At 34.3% G+C, this 19224-nt stretch carries 19 protein-coding genes; all 19 read left to right on the top strand.

Features of this window, described 5'->3' with window-relative positions:
- The first annotated feature begins 2 nt into the window (after positions 1–2).
- The 19 genes from noc to AC1RPK_RS00560 all read left to right on the top strand — a co-directional run bounded on the left by noc (position 3) and on the right by AC1RPK_RS00560 (position 19173).
- Entirely contained in the window at positions 3–851 is an 849-nt protein-coding gene (gene noc / locus AC1RPK_RS00470) for a nucleoid occlusion protein (protein ID WP_481761067.1), read from the top strand.
- A gap of 6 nt (positions 852–857) precedes the next feature.
- Positions 858–1625, top strand: a complete 768-nt coding sequence (locus AC1RPK_RS00475) for a ParA family protein (RefSeq protein ID WP_409021824.1) — start codon at positions 858–860, stop codon at positions 1623–1625.
- Positions 1615–2496, top strand: a complete 882-nt coding sequence (locus AC1RPK_RS00480; protein WP_409021823.1) for a ParB/RepB/Spo0J family partition protein — start codon at positions 1615–1617, stop codon at positions 2494–2496. The genes AC1RPK_RS00475 and AC1RPK_RS00480 overlap by 11 nt, the downstream gene beginning before the upstream one ends.
- A 13-nt stretch (positions 2497–2509) precedes the next feature.
- A complete protein-coding gene (locus AC1RPK_RS00485; RefSeq protein WP_409021822.1) occupies positions 2510–2710 on the top strand; it encodes a DUF951 domain-containing protein in 201 nt (66 codons plus the stop codon).
- A 22-nt stretch (positions 2711–2732) separates the two neighbouring features.
- Positions 2733–3833, top strand: a complete 1101-nt coding sequence (ychF, locus tag AC1RPK_RS00490; protein ID WP_481761066.1) for a redox-regulated ATPase YchF — start codon at positions 2733–2735, stop codon at positions 3831–3833.
- Positions 3834–3862: 29 nt separating this feature from the next.
- Positions 3863–4621 carry a DUF1129 family protein gene (locus AC1RPK_RS00495; RefSeq protein ID WP_481761065.1) on the top strand — a complete coding sequence of 253 codons (759 nt, stop codon included), beginning with the start codon at positions 3863–3865 and terminating at the stop codon, positions 4619–4621.
- A 163-nt stretch (positions 4622–4784) separates the two neighbouring features.
- The gene (guaB, locus tag AC1RPK_RS00500; RefSeq protein ID WP_481761064.1) at positions 4785–6272 is read left to right on the top strand and encodes an IMP dehydrogenase; all 1488 of its coding nucleotides are present in this window, start codon (positions 4785–4787) and stop codon (positions 6270–6272) included.
- A gap of 240 nt (positions 6273–6512) precedes the next feature.
- Positions 6513–6716 (top strand): hypothetical protein, encoded by a 204-nt coding sequence (locus AC1RPK_RS00505; protein WP_481761063.1) that lies wholly within the window; start codon positions 6513–6515, stop codon positions 6714–6716.
- Between the two features lie 141 nt (positions 6717–6857).
- Positions 6858–7544 (top strand): response regulator transcription factor, encoded by a 687-nt coding sequence (locus AC1RPK_RS00510; RefSeq protein WP_409021818.1) that lies wholly within the window; start codon positions 6858–6860, stop codon positions 7542–7544.
- A 13-nt stretch (positions 7545–7557) separates the two neighbouring features.
- Complete coding sequence (locus AC1RPK_RS00515; RefSeq protein WP_481761062.1) at positions 7558–8721, top strand: sensor histidine kinase; 1164 nt, start codon at positions 7558–7560, stop codon at positions 8719–8721.
- Positions 8722–8774: 53 nt separating this feature from the next.
- Complete coding sequence (locus AC1RPK_RS00520; RefSeq protein WP_481761061.1) at positions 8775–10127, top strand: serine hydrolase; 1353 nt, start codon at positions 8775–8777, stop codon at positions 10125–10127.
- A gap of 185 nt (positions 10128–10312) precedes the next feature.
- Positions 10313–13171, top strand: coding sequence for a YhgE/Pip family protein (locus AC1RPK_RS00525; protein ID WP_481761060.1), 2859 nt, complete (start codon positions 10313–10315; stop codon positions 13169–13171).
- Positions 13172–13345: 174 nt separating this feature from the next.
- Entirely contained in the window at positions 13346–13582 is a 237-nt protein-coding gene (locus AC1RPK_RS00530; RefSeq protein ID WP_409021814.1) for a hypothetical protein, read from the top strand.
- A gap of 74 nt (positions 13583–13656) precedes the next feature.
- On the top strand, positions 13657–15042 hold the full coding sequence (locus AC1RPK_RS00535; RefSeq protein WP_481761059.1) for a TrkH family potassium uptake protein: 1386 nt from the start codon (positions 13657–13659) through the stop codon (positions 15040–15042).
- Positions 15043–15138: 96 nt separating this feature from the next.
- Positions 15139–15918, top strand: coding sequence for an AzlC family ABC transporter permease (locus tag AC1RPK_RS00540; protein WP_481761058.1), 780 nt, complete (start codon positions 15139–15141; stop codon positions 15916–15918).
- 2 nt (positions 15919–15920) lie between these two features.
- Positions 15921–16253, top strand: coding sequence for an AzlD domain-containing protein (locus AC1RPK_RS00545; RefSeq protein WP_409021810.1), 333 nt, complete (start codon positions 15921–15923; stop codon positions 16251–16253).
- Positions 16254–16374: 121 nt separating this feature from the next.
- Positions 16375–17322, top strand: a complete 948-nt coding sequence (locus AC1RPK_RS00550) for a hypothetical protein (RefSeq protein ID WP_481761057.1) — start codon at positions 16375–16377, stop codon at positions 17320–17322.
- Between the two features lie 225 nt (positions 17323–17547).
- Positions 17548–18507, top strand: coding sequence for an ABC transporter permease (locus AC1RPK_RS00555; RefSeq protein WP_481761056.1), 960 nt, complete (start codon positions 17548–17550; stop codon positions 18505–18507).
- The gene (locus tag AC1RPK_RS00560; RefSeq protein ID WP_481761055.1) at positions 18508–19173 is read left to right on the top strand and encodes an ABC transporter ATP-binding protein; all 666 of its coding nucleotides are present in this window, start codon (positions 18508–18510) and stop codon (positions 19171–19173) included.
- The last annotated feature ends 51 nt before the right edge of the window (positions 19174–19224 follow it).

Raw genomic sequence — 19224 nt, forward strand, 5'->3', positions numbered from 1 at the left:
AAATGGCATTTTCATTTTTAGGAAATCGTAAAAATCAACAAGAACAAGAAGATGAAACGAATCAAACGAAGGTTAGTGACATTTCTGTTACGACTATTGTACCCAATCGCTTCCAACCTCGTCGTGTCTTTGATGATCAAAAAATTGATGAATTAGCACAAACCCTTAAAGAACACGGGTTATTGCAGCCTATTATTTTGCGAGAGTATGAGACTGGAAAATATGAGATTATTGCTGGGGAACGTCGTTTTCGGGCAGCATCTTCATTAGGATGGAAAAAAATTCCGGCAATTGTTCAGAAAATGGACGACGACCAAGCGGCTTCGATGGCACTAATTGAAAATTTACAACGTGAGGAACTAACAGCAATTGAAGAAGCAGAGGCCTACAGTAAACTAATGAGTTTAAACCACTTATCACAGTCAAAATTAGCTGAAGATATGGGTAAAAGCCAAGCATTTGTTGCTAATAAATTGCGTTTATTAAAATTAGAACATGACGTACAAACGTCCATTATGGCGCAACAGATATCCGAACGTCACGGAAGAGCAATGGTTAGTTTATCAGCTAGCAATCAAAAAAAATTATTAAAACGTATTTTAAAAGAGAAATTAACAGTGAAAGAAACCGAAAAGTTAATTTCAGCTAATAAAATTAAACCAGAATCAAAAGTGTCTGAAAAGAAAAACACGAAAAAAGGTAATCCTGATAAAAGATTAGTGATTAATACCCTAAAACAAGCGGTTCAAGTTATAGAAAATAACGGTGTAACGATTAAATCAAAACAAGAAAAAACTGATTCAGGGTATCGCGTTATTATTGATGTGATTGAATCAAAAAAGGAGGGTTAATCAAACATGGGAATTGTTATTTCATTAGCAAACCAAAAAGGTGGCGTTGGTAAAACAACAACGAGTGTGAATTTAGGCGCTTGTTTAGCCGAGCTAGGCAAGCGTGTTTTATTAATAGATACGGATGCTCAAGGAAATTCAACAAGTGGTGTTGGTATTGAAAAATCAACAATAAAAAAAGATATTTATGATGTTTTAGTTAATGAATTTCCAATTAAGGAGACAATTCTAGCTACTAGTCATAAAGGATTAGATATCGTTCCGGCAACCATTCAATTGGCTGGTGCTGAGATTGAATTAACACCGCAAATGGCTCGTGAAACAAGATTATTGGATGCCGTTAAAACAATTGAAGATCAGTATGATTATATTTTAATAGATTGCCCGCCATCACTTGGATTGATTACAATTAATGCCTTTACAGCTAGTAAATCAATTTTAATTCCTGTTCAAAGTGAATACTATGCTTTGGAAGGTTTAAGCCAATTGCTTAACACAATTCGTTTAGTTCAAAAGCATTTTAATCCAGATTTAGCCATTGAAGGCGTTTTAATGACAATGTATGATGCACGTACAAATTTAGGCGCAGAAGTTGTGTCTGAGGTGCAAAAATATTTTGCAGAAAAAGTCTACAAGACAATTATTCCGCGAAATGTCCGCTTGTCTGAAGCACCTAGCCATGGGATGGCAATTATTGATTACGATCCTAAGTCGAAGGGTGCTCAAGTCTATATGGAATTGGCAAAGGAAGTGTTAAAAGCGCATGGTAAATAATAAAAAAGGTCTTGGAAAAGGGATTAACGCGTTATTTCAGGATGAACTTGATCAATATGATGATACAAAAGAATCTGTTGTTCGTTTAAACTTAGCTGAAATTCGCCCTAATCCTTACCAACCTCGTAAAACATTTGATGAAGATGCCCTAAAAGAATTAGCTGCGTCTATCAAAAAATCAGGTGTCTTCCAACCAATTATTGTAAGAGAATCAGTCATTAAGGGTTATGAAATCATTGCAGGAGAACGTCGTTTCCGTGCGTCTAAATTAGCAGGACTAACAGATGTCCCTGCAATTATTAGAACGATGACAGAAGAAGCAATGATGGAAGTTGCTATTTTGGAAAATTTACAACGTGAAGAATTGTCTCCTTTAGAAGAGGCAGAAGCTTATAACATGTTGATGGAAAAATTAAACTTAACGCAGTCACAAGTTTCAGAGCGATTAGGCAAAAGTCGTCCTTATATTGCTAATTATTTGCGTTTATTAGGATTGCCCAACTCAGTTAAAGAATTACTCCAAGTTGATCAGTTATCGATGGGTCAAGCAAGAACATTGCTGTCACTTAAAGATAAACAAAAAATTGGGGCATTAGCTAAAAGAACAGTTAAAGAAAATCTAACTGTTCGTGAGTTGGAAAAAGTAATTGCCCAAATGAACGGCGAAATTAAAAAGAATACTAAAAAAGTGAACGAAGTTGAAAAATCAATTTATGTTCAACAAAGTGAGAACTTGTTAAAAGAAAAATTTGGAACACAAGTTTCTATCCAACAGAGCAAAAAAAATCATAAAGGTAAGATAGAAATTGACTACTTATCAACGGATGATTTGAACCGTATTTTGGACTTACTTGATATTTCACTAGACTAGGAGGTTAGTCAGTATGTATGACTTACATGATATTGTTGAAATGAAAAAACCACATCCTTGTGGGACTAACCGCTGGGAAATCGTGCGAATGGGAATGGATATTCGCATTAAGTGTTTAGGATGCGGGCACCTTATTCTATTACCTAGACGAGAATTTGAAAAAAAGATGAAAAAAATGTTAGAAAAAGCAACAACAGAAGATAATACAAAATAAATGAAAAGAGTGACGTCTAATTATGGCATTAACGGCAGGAATCGTAGGATTACCAAACGTAGGTAAATCAACTTTATTTAACGCAATTACAAAAGCAGGCGCGGAAATGGCTAATTACCCATTTGCGACAATCGATCCAAACGTTGGGATGGTTGAAGTTCCAGATAAACGATTAGCACGTATCGATGAAGTAGTCCCTGCTAAAAAAATTATTCATACAACTTTTGAATTTACGGATATTGCCGGTATTGTTAAAGGCGCAAGTAAAGGTGAAGGACTTGGTAATAAATTTTTAGAAAATATTCGTCAAGTTGATGCTATTGTGCACGTTGTTCGTGCATTTGACGATGATAATATCACACATGTTTCTGATAAAGTGGATCCAATGGACGATATTGAAACAATCAACTTAGAACTTGTTTTTGCAGATTTAGATAGTGTGACAAAACGTTATGCTAAAGTTGAAAAAGTGGCTAGAACAAAAGATAAAGATGCGTTGGCTGAATTCAGTATTTTACAAAAAATCAAACCAGTTCTTGAAGCTGGACATGCCGTTCGCTCAATTGAATTTGATGAAGAAGAAGAAAAATATGTTAAAGGTATGTTTTTATTAACGAACAAACCAGTTCTTTATGTCGCTAATATTGCTGAAGATGACATGGCTGACCCAGATGCTAATAAGTATGTAAAATTAATTGAAGCCTTTGCAAAAGAAGAAGGTTCAGAATGTTTAGCCGTTTCTGCTAAAACAGAAGAAGAAATTGCTGAACTAGATGATGAAGATAAACTTGATTTCCTTGAAGCTGCTGGTGTTGAAGAATCAGGACTTGATCGCTTAATCAGGGCATCTTATAAATTACTAGGTTTAGCAACTTTCTTTACTGCTGGTGGTGCCGAAACACGAGCATGGACCTTTAAACAAGGGATGAAAGCACCTCAAGTTGCCGGAATTATCCATTCAGATTTTGAACGTGGATTTATCCGTGCTGAAACAATGTCATTTGCTGATTTAGATAAAAATGGAAGCGTCGCAGCAGTTCGTGAAGCTGGTCGTTTACGTTCCGAAGGTAAAGAATATGTCGTACAAGATGGCGATATTATTGAGTTCAGATTTAACGTCTAAATAAAATAAGTCAGTAGGGGTTGTTAGTCATGTCAGAAGAAAACAAAGTCGAAGAAACATCAGTTGAAGAGAGAAATGCGACAGCTGCAGCAAAACAAAAAGAACATTTAGAAAAAGAAACGAAGTTACAGGATAAAGGACCCTTTGCGGGATTAACGAAGCGTAATGAAGATTATGTTTACCGTTTAAATAGTATTTTGAAAGATTCAAAAATTAATGATGAAAAACGAAATACGGTCATTGGTGAAATTGTTGCAGAACTTCGCACCGAACAGCATAAAGGTGTAACAGCAACTAAACTATATGGTCCTGTTAGTACAAAAGCAACTGATATCATTATGGGCCCACAGAAAAAAGCTGCAGAACCAACAAGTAGTTTTTGGTTAACAGCTTTAGATAATGGGTTGATGATGTTATTAATTTTTGCTGGTATGTACGGTGTTATGGGATTAATGAGTAAAACAAGTACGCAAGCAGAAGCTTCTGGTGCTGGTGGATTATTAACACTACTAATCACATCAATTTTGGGTGGTATTGGAGCAGCGCTCTTCTACAAAAAATATGGCCCAAACGTCAAAAAAGAAGACAAACCAGCTTTCTGGGTTACATTACTAGTATTTGTAGCCTTTCTTGCAGTATGGATTCTTGCCTACATGTTAGTGGCATTGATTCCAGGACCACTTAATGCATTGTTGCCAGCCCCTGTTTATCTTGTAATTGCATTAATCGCATTTGCAGTTAGAATTTACGTTAAACGTCGCTATAATATCAACCGAACAATGTTTTAAATTGATTGATATCTTGAAAAGAGTTCAGGTAAAATTTTTGAACTCTTTTTTGTTACAGTTAAAAACGATTATAGGTTAATAAGAATCGGACGATAACCTTGACCAATGTTGAGTTTATCTGGTATGTTAGTAAACAAAATAAAAGTAGAAAGCTGGTTTTAAAATGTCAAATTGGGAAACGAAGTTCGTTAAAAAAGGATTTACTTTTGATGACGTGTTGTTAATACCTGCAGAAAGTCATGTATTACCGAACGAGGTTGATATCAGTGTACAATTAGCTAAGAATATCAAATTAAATGTCCCAATTTTAAGTGCTAGCATGGATACTGTTACAGATTCTAAAATGGCGATTGCTATGGCTCGCCAAGGTGGCTTAGGTGTTATTCATAAAAATATGAGTATCGAACAACAAGCTGAAGAAGTCAGAAAAGTAAAACGTTCTGAAAGTGGCGTTATTATTGATCCTTTCTATTTAACACCGCAACATTCTGTTGCAGATGCTGAACAATTGATGAAACGTTACCGTATTAGTGGTGTTCCAATCGTTGAAACATTAGAAAATCGCTTATTGATTGGTATCATTACGAATCGTGATCTACGTTTTGTTTCTGATATGTCAGTCCTAATTGATAGTGTTATGACTAAAGAAGGATTAGTAACAGCTGCGGAAGGTACTTCGCTTAAAGAAGCTGAAAAAATACTCCAAAAAAATAAAATTGAAAAATTACCAATCATTGATAAAAATGGTCGTTTAACTGGTTTAATAACAATTAAAGATATCGAAAAAGTTGTTGAATTTCCTAACGCAGCTAAAGATGAACATGGCCGCTTACTTGCTGCTGCCGCTGTTGGTGTTACAAGTGATACATTTGAACGTGCTACAGCTTTACTAGATGCTGGTGTTGATGCTTTAGTTATCGATACTGCTCATGGTCATTCAGCCGGTGTTATCCGTAAAATTACTGAAATCAGAGCACAATTCCCAGAAGCAACTTTAATCGCAGGTAATGTCGCAACTGGCGAAGCAACTCGTGCCCTTTATGATGCTGGCGTTGATGTTGTTAAAGTTGGAATAGGACCTGGATCAATCTGTACAACACGGATTGTTGCTGGTGTTGGTGTTCCGCAATTAACAGCTATTTATGACGCTGCTGAAGTAGCTCGTGAATATGGTAAAACAATCATCGCTGATGGGGGTATTAAATACTCTGGTGATATCGTTAAAGCCCTTGCTGCCGGTGGTAACGCTGTGATGTTAGGTAGTATGTTAGCTGGAACTGATGAAGCTCCTGGTGAATTTGAAATTTATGAAGGTCGTCGTTTCAAAGTTTACCGAGGTATGGGAAGTTTAGCAGCTATGGAACAATCAAATGGTTCTTCTGATCGTTACTTCCAAAGTGGCGTAAATGAAGCTAATAAGTTAGTGCCAGAAGGTATTGAAGGTCGTGTATCATACAAGGGTAGTTTAGCTGATATTGTTTTCCAAATGGTTGGAGGCTTACATTCAGGTATGGGTTACGTTGGTGCTGGAACATTGAAGGCATTACAAGATGACGCACAATTTGTTCAAATTTCAGGTGCTGGTTTAATTGAATCACATCCACATGATGTTCAAATTACCAAAGAAGCACCTAATTACTCAGTTAAATAATAATTAAAAAGGCGTGATTTCTTTCAGATGAAAGAAGTTACGTCTTTTTTAATGGAGAGTTTTAAATTATAAATAAGACTCTAATGATTAATCATGATTTGATGCAAAATCATTGTATACAGTAAAAGGAATACGACATTAGTTAGAAATATTAATTTACTTAAAAATAAGTATCAATTGTGGAAGTATTTAAATTTATAGACTACACTACGAGTATAAATATTATAGGGGGTTACGAATATGTTAATTATTGATTACGTTCATGGGGAACAGCTACAAGCAACTTATAAAACGGCAGCAGCTTTTGTTGCGATGATGCAATTGGAAGTACCTGAGTTTGAAGATTATTATAAAATTACTAAAGTAACGGAATCTGGTAAAGAGATTGAGTTATCAGATAAAACAATGGGCGGTTTATTTAACTACTTATTAGAACGTGGATAATAAAAAATGGAAAGCTTTCGTTTTTTACGAAAGCTTTTTTTGTACTACTTAGATTAAGTAGATTTAACCAATTCTTTAAAGTTATCGTGTGTGATATTTGATACAATATACTATAAGTAAAGAAAAGTCAGGAGATATCCAATGAAAATTTTAGTTGTAGATGATGAAAAAGAAATCGTTGATTTAATCTCTATTTATTTAAAAAATGAAGGTTACGAAGCAATTACTGCTCAAAATGGACTTGAAGCGATTGAAAAATTAGAAGAAATGCCAGAAATCGGTGTAATGATTCTCGACGTTATGATGCCTAAAATGAACGGAATGGATGTCATTAAAGAGGTTCGTAAAACTTCAGAAATTCCAATATTAATGGTTTCTGCTAAAACAGAAGATATGGACAAAATTCGTGGACTGATTACAGGTGCTGATGATTATGTTGTTAAGCCATTTAACCCATTAGAAATTATGGCACGTGTTAAATCATTACTCCGTCGTAGCCAAAACTCGAATCCGGCACCTGATGTTGCACTTGAAATAGGACCGCTAATTATTAAAAAAGATTCTCATGAAGTTCAAACAGTTGAAGGTAGTGATATTCAATTAACTGCTTTAGAATTCGGTATTTTATATTTATTAGCCTCACATCCAAATCATGTGTACTCTGCGGATGATATTTTTGAACAAGTTTGGCAACAAGAATCAATTATTTCTGCCAAAACAGTAATGGTCCATGTGAGCCATTTACGTGATAAAATTGAAGCAGCAACAAACGGTGATGATATTATCAAAACCGTCTGGGGCGTTGGATACAAGATAGAAATGCATTAGTGAGGGGTTATTTTTGAAATTAACTGGTAGAGAAAAAAGTGAATTAATCGCGGAAGGATTCATCACGATTATTCTATTAATTTTACTGAATTTATCAATTTTTATTCTATTAAATCAGACGATTGCTTCAAACCCAGGACTTGAGAATGGTATTTTTCAAATTAAGACGGCATTAACTTTTGGGCCGAATGATTTCAATGTCTGGAGTTGGGGGAATGTTTTTGTTGCGTTCATGCTTATTGTGGACGTTGTCGTGCTCTATTGGCGACTAATTCGACGTTATCATCAAATGCAGTTACGTCATGTTATTTCAGAATTGCATTATATTGCGGACGGTCATTACGATCATCAAATTCCTTTTAAACTACAAGGTGATATGGCGCGGGTCGTTTCAAGTATTAATGCTTTGGTTCAAAGTACGATTGAATCAATGGAAGAAGAACGTCGAATTGAGAATTCAAAGGATGAGCTGATTACCAATGTTAGTCACGATATTCGAACACCATTGACATCAATTATCGGTTACTTAGGTTTAATAGAAGATAATCAATATAATTCGCAAGAAGATTTACTATCTTACACACATACAGCATTTGTGAAATCAAAGCAGATGAAGGTTTTAGTAGAAGATTTATTTGAATACACAAAAGTGCGACAGACGTCGACGCCAATTAATGCGATTAATTTTGATATGAATCAAATGTTAGAACAATTGGCAGCTAGTTTTGAACTTGAAGCTAAAAATAAAGAAATGACAATTAGTAGCAATACGAACCCTAACCCGTTAATGATGGAAGCTGATACTGAAAAATTAGGCCGTGTTTTTAATAATTTAATATCAAATGCCTTAAAATATGGGGCAGGCGGTAAACATATTTATTTAGAAGCAGAAAAAATTGGTCAGGAAGTTATCGTAAAAGTAACTAATGATGGCCCTAAAATACCTGAACAATCACTTAATCAATTATTTGATCGGTTTTACCGAGTGGAAGAATCTCGTTCACAAAAAACGGGCGGAACTGGATTAGGGCTTGCCATTGCTCAAAGTATTGTCACGCTCCACGGTGGGTACATATATGTTGTCTCAAATGAAGAGCTAACTAGTTTTGTTATTCATTTACCATTGGGTAAGAATATAAAATTAACTAGAAAGCAAGAAGAACAGTTGCAAGAATAGCTATTATTGGGTATTCTTAAATGAATAAGAGAAGTTAAGAGGGTAAAGAGAAAATGATATTTTTAAAACGTACAAAGAAATTCGTAATTGGGCTTATTTCAGGGGCAGCACTATTTACTGGGGTTTCAGCAATGGGACTTCAAGATGAGGTTAAATCTGTATCAGCTGCAACAACCAGTTCAAGCGCTATTAATTTAACAGCTAAAGCTGCTTTAGCAATTGATGCAGATACTGGACAAGTAATCTATGAAAAAAATGCTGATGCTGTTTTACCAATTGCATCAATGACAAAATTAATTTCGATTGATGTTATTTTAGATCAAATTAAAAGTGGTAAATTAACTTGGGATCAAAAAGTTAAGATTGATAACGATTCTTATAAAATTAGCCAGGATACATCATTATCAAACGTTCCGTTGAGTAAAACGAAATCATACACAGTTAAACAACTGTATGATGCTAGTTTAATTTACTCAGCAAATGGGGCTATTATGGCACTTGCTCATGAAGTATCGGGATCGCAAAAAGATTTCGTAACATTAATGCGTGCAAAGGTTAAGTCATGGGGAATTACAGATGCTAAGATTGATAACGTTTCTGGTTTAACTAATAGCGATATCAGTAAAGCTGATCGATACCCCGGTTCAGCCGCATCAGATGAAAATGAATTAACTGCCAAAGATATGGGAATTGTTGCTAAAAACTTACTTAAAAAGTACCCAGAAGTATTAAAAACAACAAGTATCAAACGTAAATATTTCGATAAAGGAACATCTGACCAAACACTAATGGAAAACTGGAACTGGATGTTACCTGGTTTAGCTAAGGCATATACAGAATTACCTGTTGATGGATTGAAGACAGGTACTTCTGACAAAGCTGGTGAATGTTTTACAGGAACTGTAAAAAAAGATGGTCATCGAATTATTACGGTCGTTTTAGGATCATCACACAAGAGTGAAACGGATGTAAGTCGTTTTACAGATACACAAAAAATAATGTCATATGTATTTGACATGTTCAACGTGGAAACAATCAAGGCTGGTACAATATTTAAAAACGCCGATAGTTTACCTGTATTTCATGGTAAAGAATTAACAACTAAAGTTATGCTTAAATCTAATCAAAAAGTTTGGTTGAAAAAAGGCGAAACAGTTAAGTCGATTATTTCAGCTAAAGTATCAGAAAATACTGATTTAGTTAAGAAAACAGGATTAGAAGCCCCAATTAAGGCTAATAGTGATATTGGAACGCTTAAATTAACTGGTAAAGATAATGCGTTATCTTATGTTGATGGCAAAAAATCACTTTCTGTTACAGGAACGAATAAAGATGCCATTGAAAAAGCTAACATTTTTGTTATTATGTGGCGTGCAATTACTAACTTCTTTGGAAATTTATTTTAAATCAATAAAATCATCTCTGATTTCTAGGGTGATTTTTTTGTCTATATGGGCAATTTAGTCGTGTAAGATTAAAAAAACATTAAAAAGAAAATAAAAATTTGTTGTTCGTGGACATTTGATGTATATTATAACGTATCGATAAAATTTTATAGTAGAAATAATTAATTTAGGGGGCACCAATTTTAATGAAAATGATTAAGAATGAATTTAAATTTGTTGGAAAGAATAGAATACTTCTAGTTTCAACAATTGTTATGATGCTTATTCCGATTCTGTATGCTGCTTTCTTCTTGAAATCAGTTTGGGATCCATATGGCAAAACAAGTGATTTACCAGTAGCAGTCGTTAATAACGATGAATCTGTTAAATATAATGGAACGACATTGGATGTTGGTGATCAACTTGTAAAAGAGTTGAAGAATAATGACCAATTGAAGTGGACATTCGTTTCTGCAAAACAAGCAAAACAAGGAATGAAAGACAACAAGTACTATACAACAATTACGTTGCCTAAAAACTTCTCTTCAAATGCTGCAACTTTAATGGATACAAATCCTAAAAAGATGAAAATCACGTACGATACTAATGCATCTCGTAACTACATTGGTGAAGTTATCAGTGAAACAGCAGCAAAACAATTAAATAGCCAAATTCGTGAATCAGTCACGAAAGCATATGCAACAGCTATTTTCGGCCAAGTTAAAACAATCGGTAAAGGCTTTAAGACAGCTGCAAGTGGTTCTAAAACATTGTCTGATGGTACAGTAACATTGAATGATGGCTTAAATAGCTACATTACTGGTGTAGGAACTGTTAATAATGGTGTTCAAACACTTTCAACTAGTGTTGTTCCATTAAAAAATGGTGTTCAAAAATTAGCAACAGGCGCTGGTTCTTTAAGTGCTGGATTATCAAAACTTAATAATAGTACAGGTACATTAGCTTCAGGTGTATCGAAACTAGATACTGGCTCAACAACATTAGCAAGTGGTGTAAAAGGTTATACTAATGGAGTTACTGAATTAAATAGTGGTTTGAGTCAATTAAGTTCAAATTCTCAAGCATTAAATGATGGAATAATTACCTTAAGAGGTGGTATTACAACAGTTCAAGCGGGTAACCAATCGTTAACTAAAAGCTTGAAGGAGTCTGCTGCAACTTTAGATACACAATTAAATAGTCCAGATTCACAAGCTGAAATGGCAAAATTAATGGCTGGATTTACAGCATTAGATTCAGGAATTTCTAAGTTGAATTCTGAATTAAATGGCACAAATGCGCCTAATATTGATGCTAAAAAATTAACAGCCGATTTAACTCAAATTGGAGCTAATACTAAACTTGTTGCCGCTAAAGCAACAGATGCTGGTTCACAATTGAGTGAATTAAATAATAGTCTTTATAGTACAACTAACGCATCCAGTGTTGCTGCACAACTTAAGGATGCGCAAAGTAATATGGGTGCTTTAGTTACCTTTGTAAAATCACCTGATTTTGCAGCTTTAGAGAAATCTAATCCAACGTTAGCAAAAAGTATTGCTGCTTCTGTTAATGGATTAGGAAGTAATCTTCAAACTGCTGGCACAAGTTTAGCAGCATCAGGTAATAATACAACAAAAATTAAAACAGATTTATCTGATATGACAACACCGTTGACTGATAACGGTGACAAATTAAAATCGATTCAAAAAGAATTAGCAGCTATTCAAGAATTACTACCTAAATTACAAGCATTAAAGGCGGGTGTTGCCGAGTTATCTGCTCAAGAACCACAAGTAACAGCAGGTGCTAAGAAAGCCATTGATAAACTAATGGCTGGATTAAATACTGTTAAAACTGGTTTAACGCAGACAGGTTCTGGCACAAAGGAAAGTCCTTATGGTGCTATCCAAGCAACAGACTTACTAAATGCTGGATTAGGTCAAATTATGGCTGGGTTAAATGGTACAGATAAAACTCCTGGCTTAATTCCAAGTGTACAAAAATACACTGCAGGTGTATTAAGTGCTAATAATGGTTCTAAAACATTAATTGGAAACAACAGTGCCTTAGTATCAGGCTCGAGTCAATTAAGTACTGGATTATCAACATTGAATGGATCAGTACCAACATTGACATCAGGAGTTAGTCAATTAGCTACTGGCTCAGGTACATTATCAAATGGTTTAGTAAGCTTGAATGAACAAGTACCAACACTTGTTGCTGGAGTTGATAAATTAGCTGCAGGGACTCAAAAATTAGATGATAACTCAGCTAAATTAGGTGATGGTTCTAAATCACTTAAAAAAGGGTCAAAAACATTAGCTACTGCTCTTAAAACAGGATCAGATACAGTTAATGGAATTAAAGCAACTAACAAGACAGCTAATATGTTTGCAGCACCTTCAGAATTGGAACATAAGAATTACAGTTATGTTCCTAACTATGGACATGCTTTAGCACCATATGTTCTTTCACTTGCATTATACGTTGGGGCAATCGTCTTTAACTTTGCATTCCCAATCCGTAAAATTTCAACTGAAGGTCAATCAGCAACAGCTTGGTTCTGGAGTAAAGTTGCTATTGGAACTGTCGTTGCCCTTGGTATGGCACTTGTTGAAGTTACAGGGATGCTTATGTTTGGATTACAAGCAGACCATATTGCTGAAACTTACTTAATTGCAACAGTATTCTCGTTAACATCGATGTATCTTGTTATGGCACTTGCTATGGCATTTGATAATCCTGGTCGATTCGTGGCCATGGTTCTCTTGATGTTACAATTAGGTGGCGCTGGTGGTACGTTCCCAATGGAAGTTACGAATAGCTTTTTTAATGCCATCCATCCATTCTTACCAATGACATACTCAACCTTAGGGTTCCGTGAGTCATTAACTTCTGGAATGGTTAGTGGACAAATTGGCATGAGCGTATTTGTTCTTGCAATCTTCGCTATCGTTTCATTAGTTCTATTATGGGTTGCTATGCAAATTCTTCAAAGAGTTGGACTTGCTGGTAAATCACAATTAGATGATAATCAAAAATTACAAGATTTAGAAAAATAGATTATTAAATAGAGTTACGCAAAATTAATTTTGCGGGCTCTATTTTTTTGATTGAATATATTTAGAATGGGTTAATTAAATTGAGGTTCTTAATCTTAGTCCTAATGGTCGTAATAATAACTAAAAAGCGGTATACTGTTACTATTAATATTTAAAACAATAGGAGGCCAAATTATGTTAAGTCATTTTGATGAAAAAAATGTTGAAGTTAACGAAAAAGGAATTCCATTTCCAGCTGATACACGTGTTAGTTTTGAAACAAATAACGAGTTCTTTACTGGTGTCGTTGAAAAACAACTAAAAAATTCGGCTATTATTAAATTCGATAAGGAATTTATTAAGAATGAAACAGCTGAAGAATTAAAACATAAAATTGTTGTTAGTTATGCAGGATTAGAATTAATTAAATAATCAGGATTAGAGATTAGCGTGCGTACTTAGCGCTAATCTCTTTTTTTAAATTAAACTAAAAGGGGGAAGTCAGAATGAATAGGTGGATCCAGAAATATCTAGATAAAGCTAGTTTGTTGGCCTCTCCCGTACAAATTGTTGTCTTTTACTATTTAGCATTGATTGTAGTAACAAGTATTTTATTATGCCTTCCGTTCTTCAAACAACCTGGTGCTAGTGTGCCATTTATTGATACAATATTCATGGCAGTCTCAACGGTTAGTGTTACAGGATTAACCACATTTCCGTTAGAGCAAGTCTATAACAATAACGGTATCATCTTACTAGAAATGCTTTTTCAAATAGGTGGTTTTGGTATAACAATGCTCTCAACGTTTATTATGGTAATTGCTGGTCGACGCATTGGGTTGCAACAACGCAGGCTAATTCAAACTGATATGAATCAACCGCATTTAAGTGGAAATGTTCGTTTAGTTTATTCAATTTTCGGCATTATGCTAGGGATTCAAGCTTTTTTTGGTGTGATATTTTCAATTTATTTATATGTACGTGATGGCTTTGAACATCTAGCTGCGTCAATTTTTGATGGCTTTTATATTGCAATATCTGCGTTAACAAATGCGGGATTTGACGTTACTGGGAAATCTATTATCCCTTATTCGAAAGATTACGTCTTTTTATTTTTAATTATGATTTTAATTTTTATAGGTGGTTTAGGATTTCCCGTTATTATTGAAATTTTAGCGTGGATCAAGGTTACGTGGTTCAAACCAGGACATAAAAAATTTAGATTTTCATTATTTACAAAATTAGCAGGTAGTTTTGCGATTGGATTTTTCTTTATTGGAACAATATTAATTTTCTTATCTGAACATAATGGTTATTTTGCACATAAGGATTTCGTTGAGAGAGTTATGACAGCTATGTTTTATAGTATTACAACGCGTAATGCCGGACTACAAATTAATCAAATTAGTGATTTTAATACGACAACCTTATTGATTTTTTCTATGTTAATGTTTATTGGTGCTAGTCCAAGTTCAGTTGGTGGTGGTGTTCGAACAACAACAATTGGGATTTTAGGATTATATTTGTTATCGTTTATTCGTGGACATAAGAATGTGAATATTTTTAATAGAAGGATTCATGAAAATGATATTCAAAAATCAGTAGTAGTTGTTAACCTATCGATATTTATGTGTTTAATCGCGGTCTTTATTTTAAGTATTACGGAGAATCATTCGTTGATTTCGCTGATTGTAGAAGTAACTTCTGCTTTTGGAACGACGGGATTATCAACGGGAATTACCAGTTCATTAAGCATTATCGGTAAAATGGTCATTATTATTTTGATGTTTGTTGGACGCGTAGGGATGTTATACATGTTAATATTCTTTGTTTCGAAAAAAGAACGGGATGAAAAGTATCGTTTTCCATCAGAACAGATCATTATTGGATAACTTTTTGATTAGAGTTACTAAATAATGAGTATTAAGAAACAGATGTATGCTATAATTTATATCGTTAAACCAACTTTATATTATTGGAGGACTATCGTGAAAGAAACAGAGAAACGCTGGCTCACAGTTCTTAAAATTGCGATGCCGCTTTGCCTGAGTTACGTCCCAATTGGACTCGCATGTGGTATTTTGTTGCATGCAGCAGGCTTCAATACGATATTAGCAGGATTAGTTTCCATACTTGTCTTTTCAGGTGGTGCACAGTTTTTAATTGCATCAATGTTGACGATTCAGTCGCCAATTCTTTCAATTGTTACTATGCTATTTTTCTTAGAATTACGGTATGCGTTATTAGGTGCTAGTTTGTCACAGTACATTCGAGGAACTAGTCGTAAGTTTTTATACATATTTGCGGCATCACTAAACGATGAAAATTACGCAGTAAACTATTTAAAATTTGCAACAGATAAAGAATGGAAACCAAAAGATGCCTTGATGGTTGAACATTATTCATTATTATTTTGGACGATGAGTAATATTGCAGGTAGTTTAATTGGTGCTGGGTTAAAAATTAATTTAAGCATTGTTGAATTTGCATTAACTTCATTATTTATTTACATGATAGTCATGCAACTTAAAAATTATCTCACAATTATTATTAGTATTCTTTCAGGTATTTTAGCAATTATTTTCATGTCATTGTTCCAAAGTACGATGGGATTAGTTGTAGCAACTTTACTAGCTTCCTTTGTTGGATTTATTATTGAACATGAAATTGTTAGAAAAGGTAAACGAAATAAATTATTAAATACGATTAAACCAAAAGCAAGTCGACATACAATAAGTAGAAAGTCTAAAGTTTCTGAGGAAAGTTAACTATGGAAATGACAACAATGGATCATTTTTTATTAATTATTTTATCTGCAATTGTTGCATATTTACCGCGATTTATTCCATTACGAATTTTTTCATCTCGAGAAATCCCAGAATGGTTTAATGAATGGATGAAGTATGTACCCGTTGCGTTATTTTCAGCATTAGTTTTTAAAGACCTTTTTATTGATTCAAGTTTTCAATTTGTGGGCGTAGATAACGTCACAAAATTAATAGCGGCTGTGGTTGTATTCGCAATCGCATATCGTACGAGATCAATGGGATTATCTGTTGTACTTGGACTTTGCGCTATTATGCTGTTGTCACTTATATTATAAATTAAGTAAATAAGAATTTAGTTTCTCTCAGGGACTAAATTCTTATTTTGAATAACGGTTGAAGGATGTTCCATGATATAATAACAGCGATATAAATATAGGGATAAGAGGTGTGGTTAAAATGAAAAAATGGGTATGGGGATTAGTTGCAGTTGTTATAGTAGGTATGTTTGGTGGCTACGGTTTAACGAAACATGCAGAAGCAAATAAAAATTATAATACAGCCATGAAGAACGGTAAAACTGCGATTCAAGATGCAGAATATACTGAGGCAGAAAATTATTTTGATGTCGCTTTAAAAAAGAAATCAAATGATGCGACTGCACAAGCTTACAAGACACAGGTGACACATTACAAGGCAGTAATTAACAAAACTGAAGATCGTCAGTATAGTAAAGCAAAGGATGCAATTAGCATCGTGCTAGCGGATCATGATGGATCAGCAGTCATTAAAAAACGAGCAACAAATTTGAAAAAAGAATTAACAACGGTTCTTGAAAAACGTGCGCTATTCATAAAAACATATAATGAAGCAATGAATTTAAATACAGAATATAGCTACACAGCATCAAACGATAAATTAACTGAAATCTTAAAAGATAGTAGTATTGATAAAAATTATTACTCAGATTTAAAGAAAAAAGCAACAGACTTACAACAAAAAAATGATAAGAATTTGGCAACGATTGGCTACCCAACAAGTAGTTCTTCAAGCAGTTCTTCAAGTAGTTCGAAAAGTTCAACACCATCATCTAAAAGTAGTGGTTATGGGTCGGAGTATAGTATACCAGAAATAAAAAACAATTCGTCAGCTACGTTGACGTCAGAAGAACAAGCCGCTGCATCATCGTATTCAGGTTCGAATGAATATACAACAAGTTCATCTAACATAGTAGATGGTAACGGTAAAGCAATTACAGCATCACGTATTAAGGCAGCACGAGACTCAATTAAATTTGCTGGTGTTAACCCTAACTCATTTAGTGATTCAGATGTTGTAAAAATTATTAAACAGGCTGTTAAAGAAACAACAAGTGTTAAAGCTATTGCAGCGCGAGATTACAAATAAATTAGTATTTTAAGAGTGTGATTCTAAATTTTAGGATTATGCTTTTTTCTTAACCTCCACTGAAAACGTTTACTTTTAATTTGGTGCAAAGTTATTATATAGTAGAAATAAGGGGGAATATGACATGTACTTAGCTGTTAAAGAGATTAAATATAATAAACTTCGGTATGGTCTGATTATTTTCACCATCTTTTTAGTTTCATATCTCATTTTTTTTTAACGGGATTGGCTTTTGGGCTTGCGAACAATAATCGGTCTTCAATTGATAATTGGGATGCGGATAACATTGTTATCAGTCAGTATGCGAATAATAATTTGGCATCTTCCGAGATACAAAAAGACTCACTTCCTAAGATTTCAGGGTCAAAATCAGACTACGCTTATTTAGGTCAAATGATGGGCGTTGCTAGTCGGAAAAACGAACCAAAAGCTAATATTAGTGTTTTTGGAGTTCAATTTAATCAATTTTTGAAGCCTAAATTAGTTCAAGGCAGAATGCCGCAGAAAGTTAACGAAGTAGTTGTTGATAATGGATTAGATGCCACTAAATTAGGCCAAAAAATAAAAATTAATAATGCGAAACAAGAATATAAAGTAGTGGGGATAACGACGGGTAATAAATACACAACAGCACCAGTTGTCTATTTACAATTAGCTGACTATCAAACGTTACGTTATGGCCCGGACAATCCGACTGAAAAAATTAATGCAGTTGTTTTAAAAAATTCAGCTAAAATTAAAAAAGATCAACAATTAGCGACATTAACAATGGACAAGGTGATTAACAACATACCGGGATATGGTCCAGAAGTGAAGACCTTTACGTTAATGATTGGCGCCTTATTTGTCATTATTGCGTTTATCGTAGGTATCTTTATGTATATTTTAACCATTGAAAAAACAGCCGTTTATGGCGTGTTACGTGCACAAGGAGTTTCTAGTGGGACTTTGGTTAAAAGCTTAATTTGGGAGTCGTCATTACTAGGTTTACTAGGAATTGGATTGGGTATTATTGCAGATGTGGCAACAGCGCTATCGTTACCAGCTGCCGTCCCATTTTTAAATAATGTCTTCTTAGTCGTAGGATTTTCGGTTATCTTATTATTGATGATCATTCTAGGATCACTATTCTCCATTTTTAAAATATTACGTGTTGATCCACTTGATGCAATTGGAGGTGTCTAAATGAGTTTAATGCAATTATCTGATGTTTCTAAAACATTTGGAAAAGGTGATAATAAAAAGTTGGCTCTTGATAATATTGATTTAGTTGTTGAGAAAGGGACGTTTATTGGCTTGACAGGTCCATCAGGATCTGGAAAAACAACGTTGCTGACCATTATGGGTGGATTACAAGGATTAACCGATGGAACAATTTATTTTAAAGATCAAGAGATCGGACAATTAAGCGAAAAAGAGCGAACTAGGTTACGATTTAATGAATTTGGGTTTATTTTACAAGGGTCTAATTTAGTCCCATTTTTAACCGTTTTAGAACAATTTGAATTAGTCAATAAAATGAAAACTAAAAAAGAAAGTCGTAATCCCGAAATGATGTTACGTGACTTAGGTGTATGGGACCAAAGAAATCAATATCCTGCTAGTCTTTCAGGTGGTCAAAGACAACGCGTTGCAATCGCTAGAGCATTATTTGGGCAACCGGAGCTCATCTTTGCTGATGAGCCAACGGCAAGCTTAGATAGCAAAAGAGCGAAGCAAGTTGCAGCCCAGCTAGCCGATATTACTAAAAAGACGGGACAAACGATTATTATGGTTTCACATGATGAAGATGTCTTGGCATATACAGACCAAACATTTTTTATGCGAGATGGACAGCTCACAAAAGAATGATTTTTAATGATAACGAAAAGAGAACCGCAATTGCGGTTCTCTTTTCGTTTA

The organism is Dellaglioa sp. CoH-55-MRSF-6, from assembly GCF_056782215.1.

Coding starts and splice junctions, on each gene's coding strand:
- noc (WP_481761067.1), top strand. CDS start 3: ATGGCATTTTCATTTTTAGGAAATCGTAAAAATCAACAAGAACAAGAA.
- AC1RPK_RS00475 (WP_409021824.1), top strand. CDS start 858: ATGGGAATTGTTATTTCATTAGCAAACCAAAAAGGTGGCGTTGGTAAA.
- AC1RPK_RS00480 (WP_409021823.1), top strand. CDS start 1,615: ATGGTAAATAATAAAAAAGGTCTTGGAAAAGGGATTAACGCGTTATTT.
- AC1RPK_RS00485 (WP_409021822.1), top strand. CDS start 2,510: ATGTATGACTTACATGATATTGTTGAAATGAAAAAACCACATCCTTGT.
- ychF (WP_481761066.1), top strand. CDS start 2,733: ATGGCATTAACGGCAGGAATCGTAGGATTACCAAACGTAGGTAAATCA.
- AC1RPK_RS00495 (WP_481761065.1), top strand. CDS start 3,863: ATGTCAGAAGAAAACAAAGTCGAAGAAACATCAGTTGAAGAGAGAAAT.
- guaB (WP_481761064.1), top strand. CDS start 4,785: ATGTCAAATTGGGAAACGAAGTTCGTTAAAAAAGGATTTACTTTTGAT.
- AC1RPK_RS00505 (WP_481761063.1), top strand. CDS start 6,513: ATGTTAATTATTGATTACGTTCATGGGGAACAGCTACAAGCAACTTAT.
- AC1RPK_RS00510 (WP_409021818.1), top strand. CDS start 6,858: ATGAAAATTTTAGTTGTAGATGATGAAAAAGAAATCGTTGATTTAATC.
- AC1RPK_RS00520 (WP_481761061.1), top strand. CDS start 8,775: ATGATATTTTTAAAACGTACAAAGAAATTCGTAATTGGGCTTATTTCA.
- AC1RPK_RS00525 (WP_481761060.1), top strand. CDS start 10,313: ATGAAAATGATTAAGAATGAATTTAAATTTGTTGGAAAGAATAGAATA.
- AC1RPK_RS00530 (WP_409021814.1), top strand. CDS start 13,346: ATGTTAAGTCATTTTGATGAAAAAAATGTTGAAGTTAACGAAAAAGGA.
- AC1RPK_RS00535 (WP_481761059.1), top strand. CDS start 13,657: ATGAATAGGTGGATCCAGAAATATCTAGATAAAGCTAGTTTGTTGGCC.
- AC1RPK_RS00545 (WP_409021810.1), top strand. CDS start 15,921: ATGGAAATGACAACAATGGATCATTTTTTATTAATTATTTTATCTGCA.
- AC1RPK_RS00550 (WP_481761057.1), top strand. CDS start 16,375: ATGAAAAAATGGGTATGGGGATTAGTTGCAGTTGTTATAGTAGGTATG.
- AC1RPK_RS00560 (WP_481761055.1), top strand. CDS start 18,508: ATGAGTTTAATGCAATTATCTGATGTTTCTAAAACATTTGGAAAAGGT.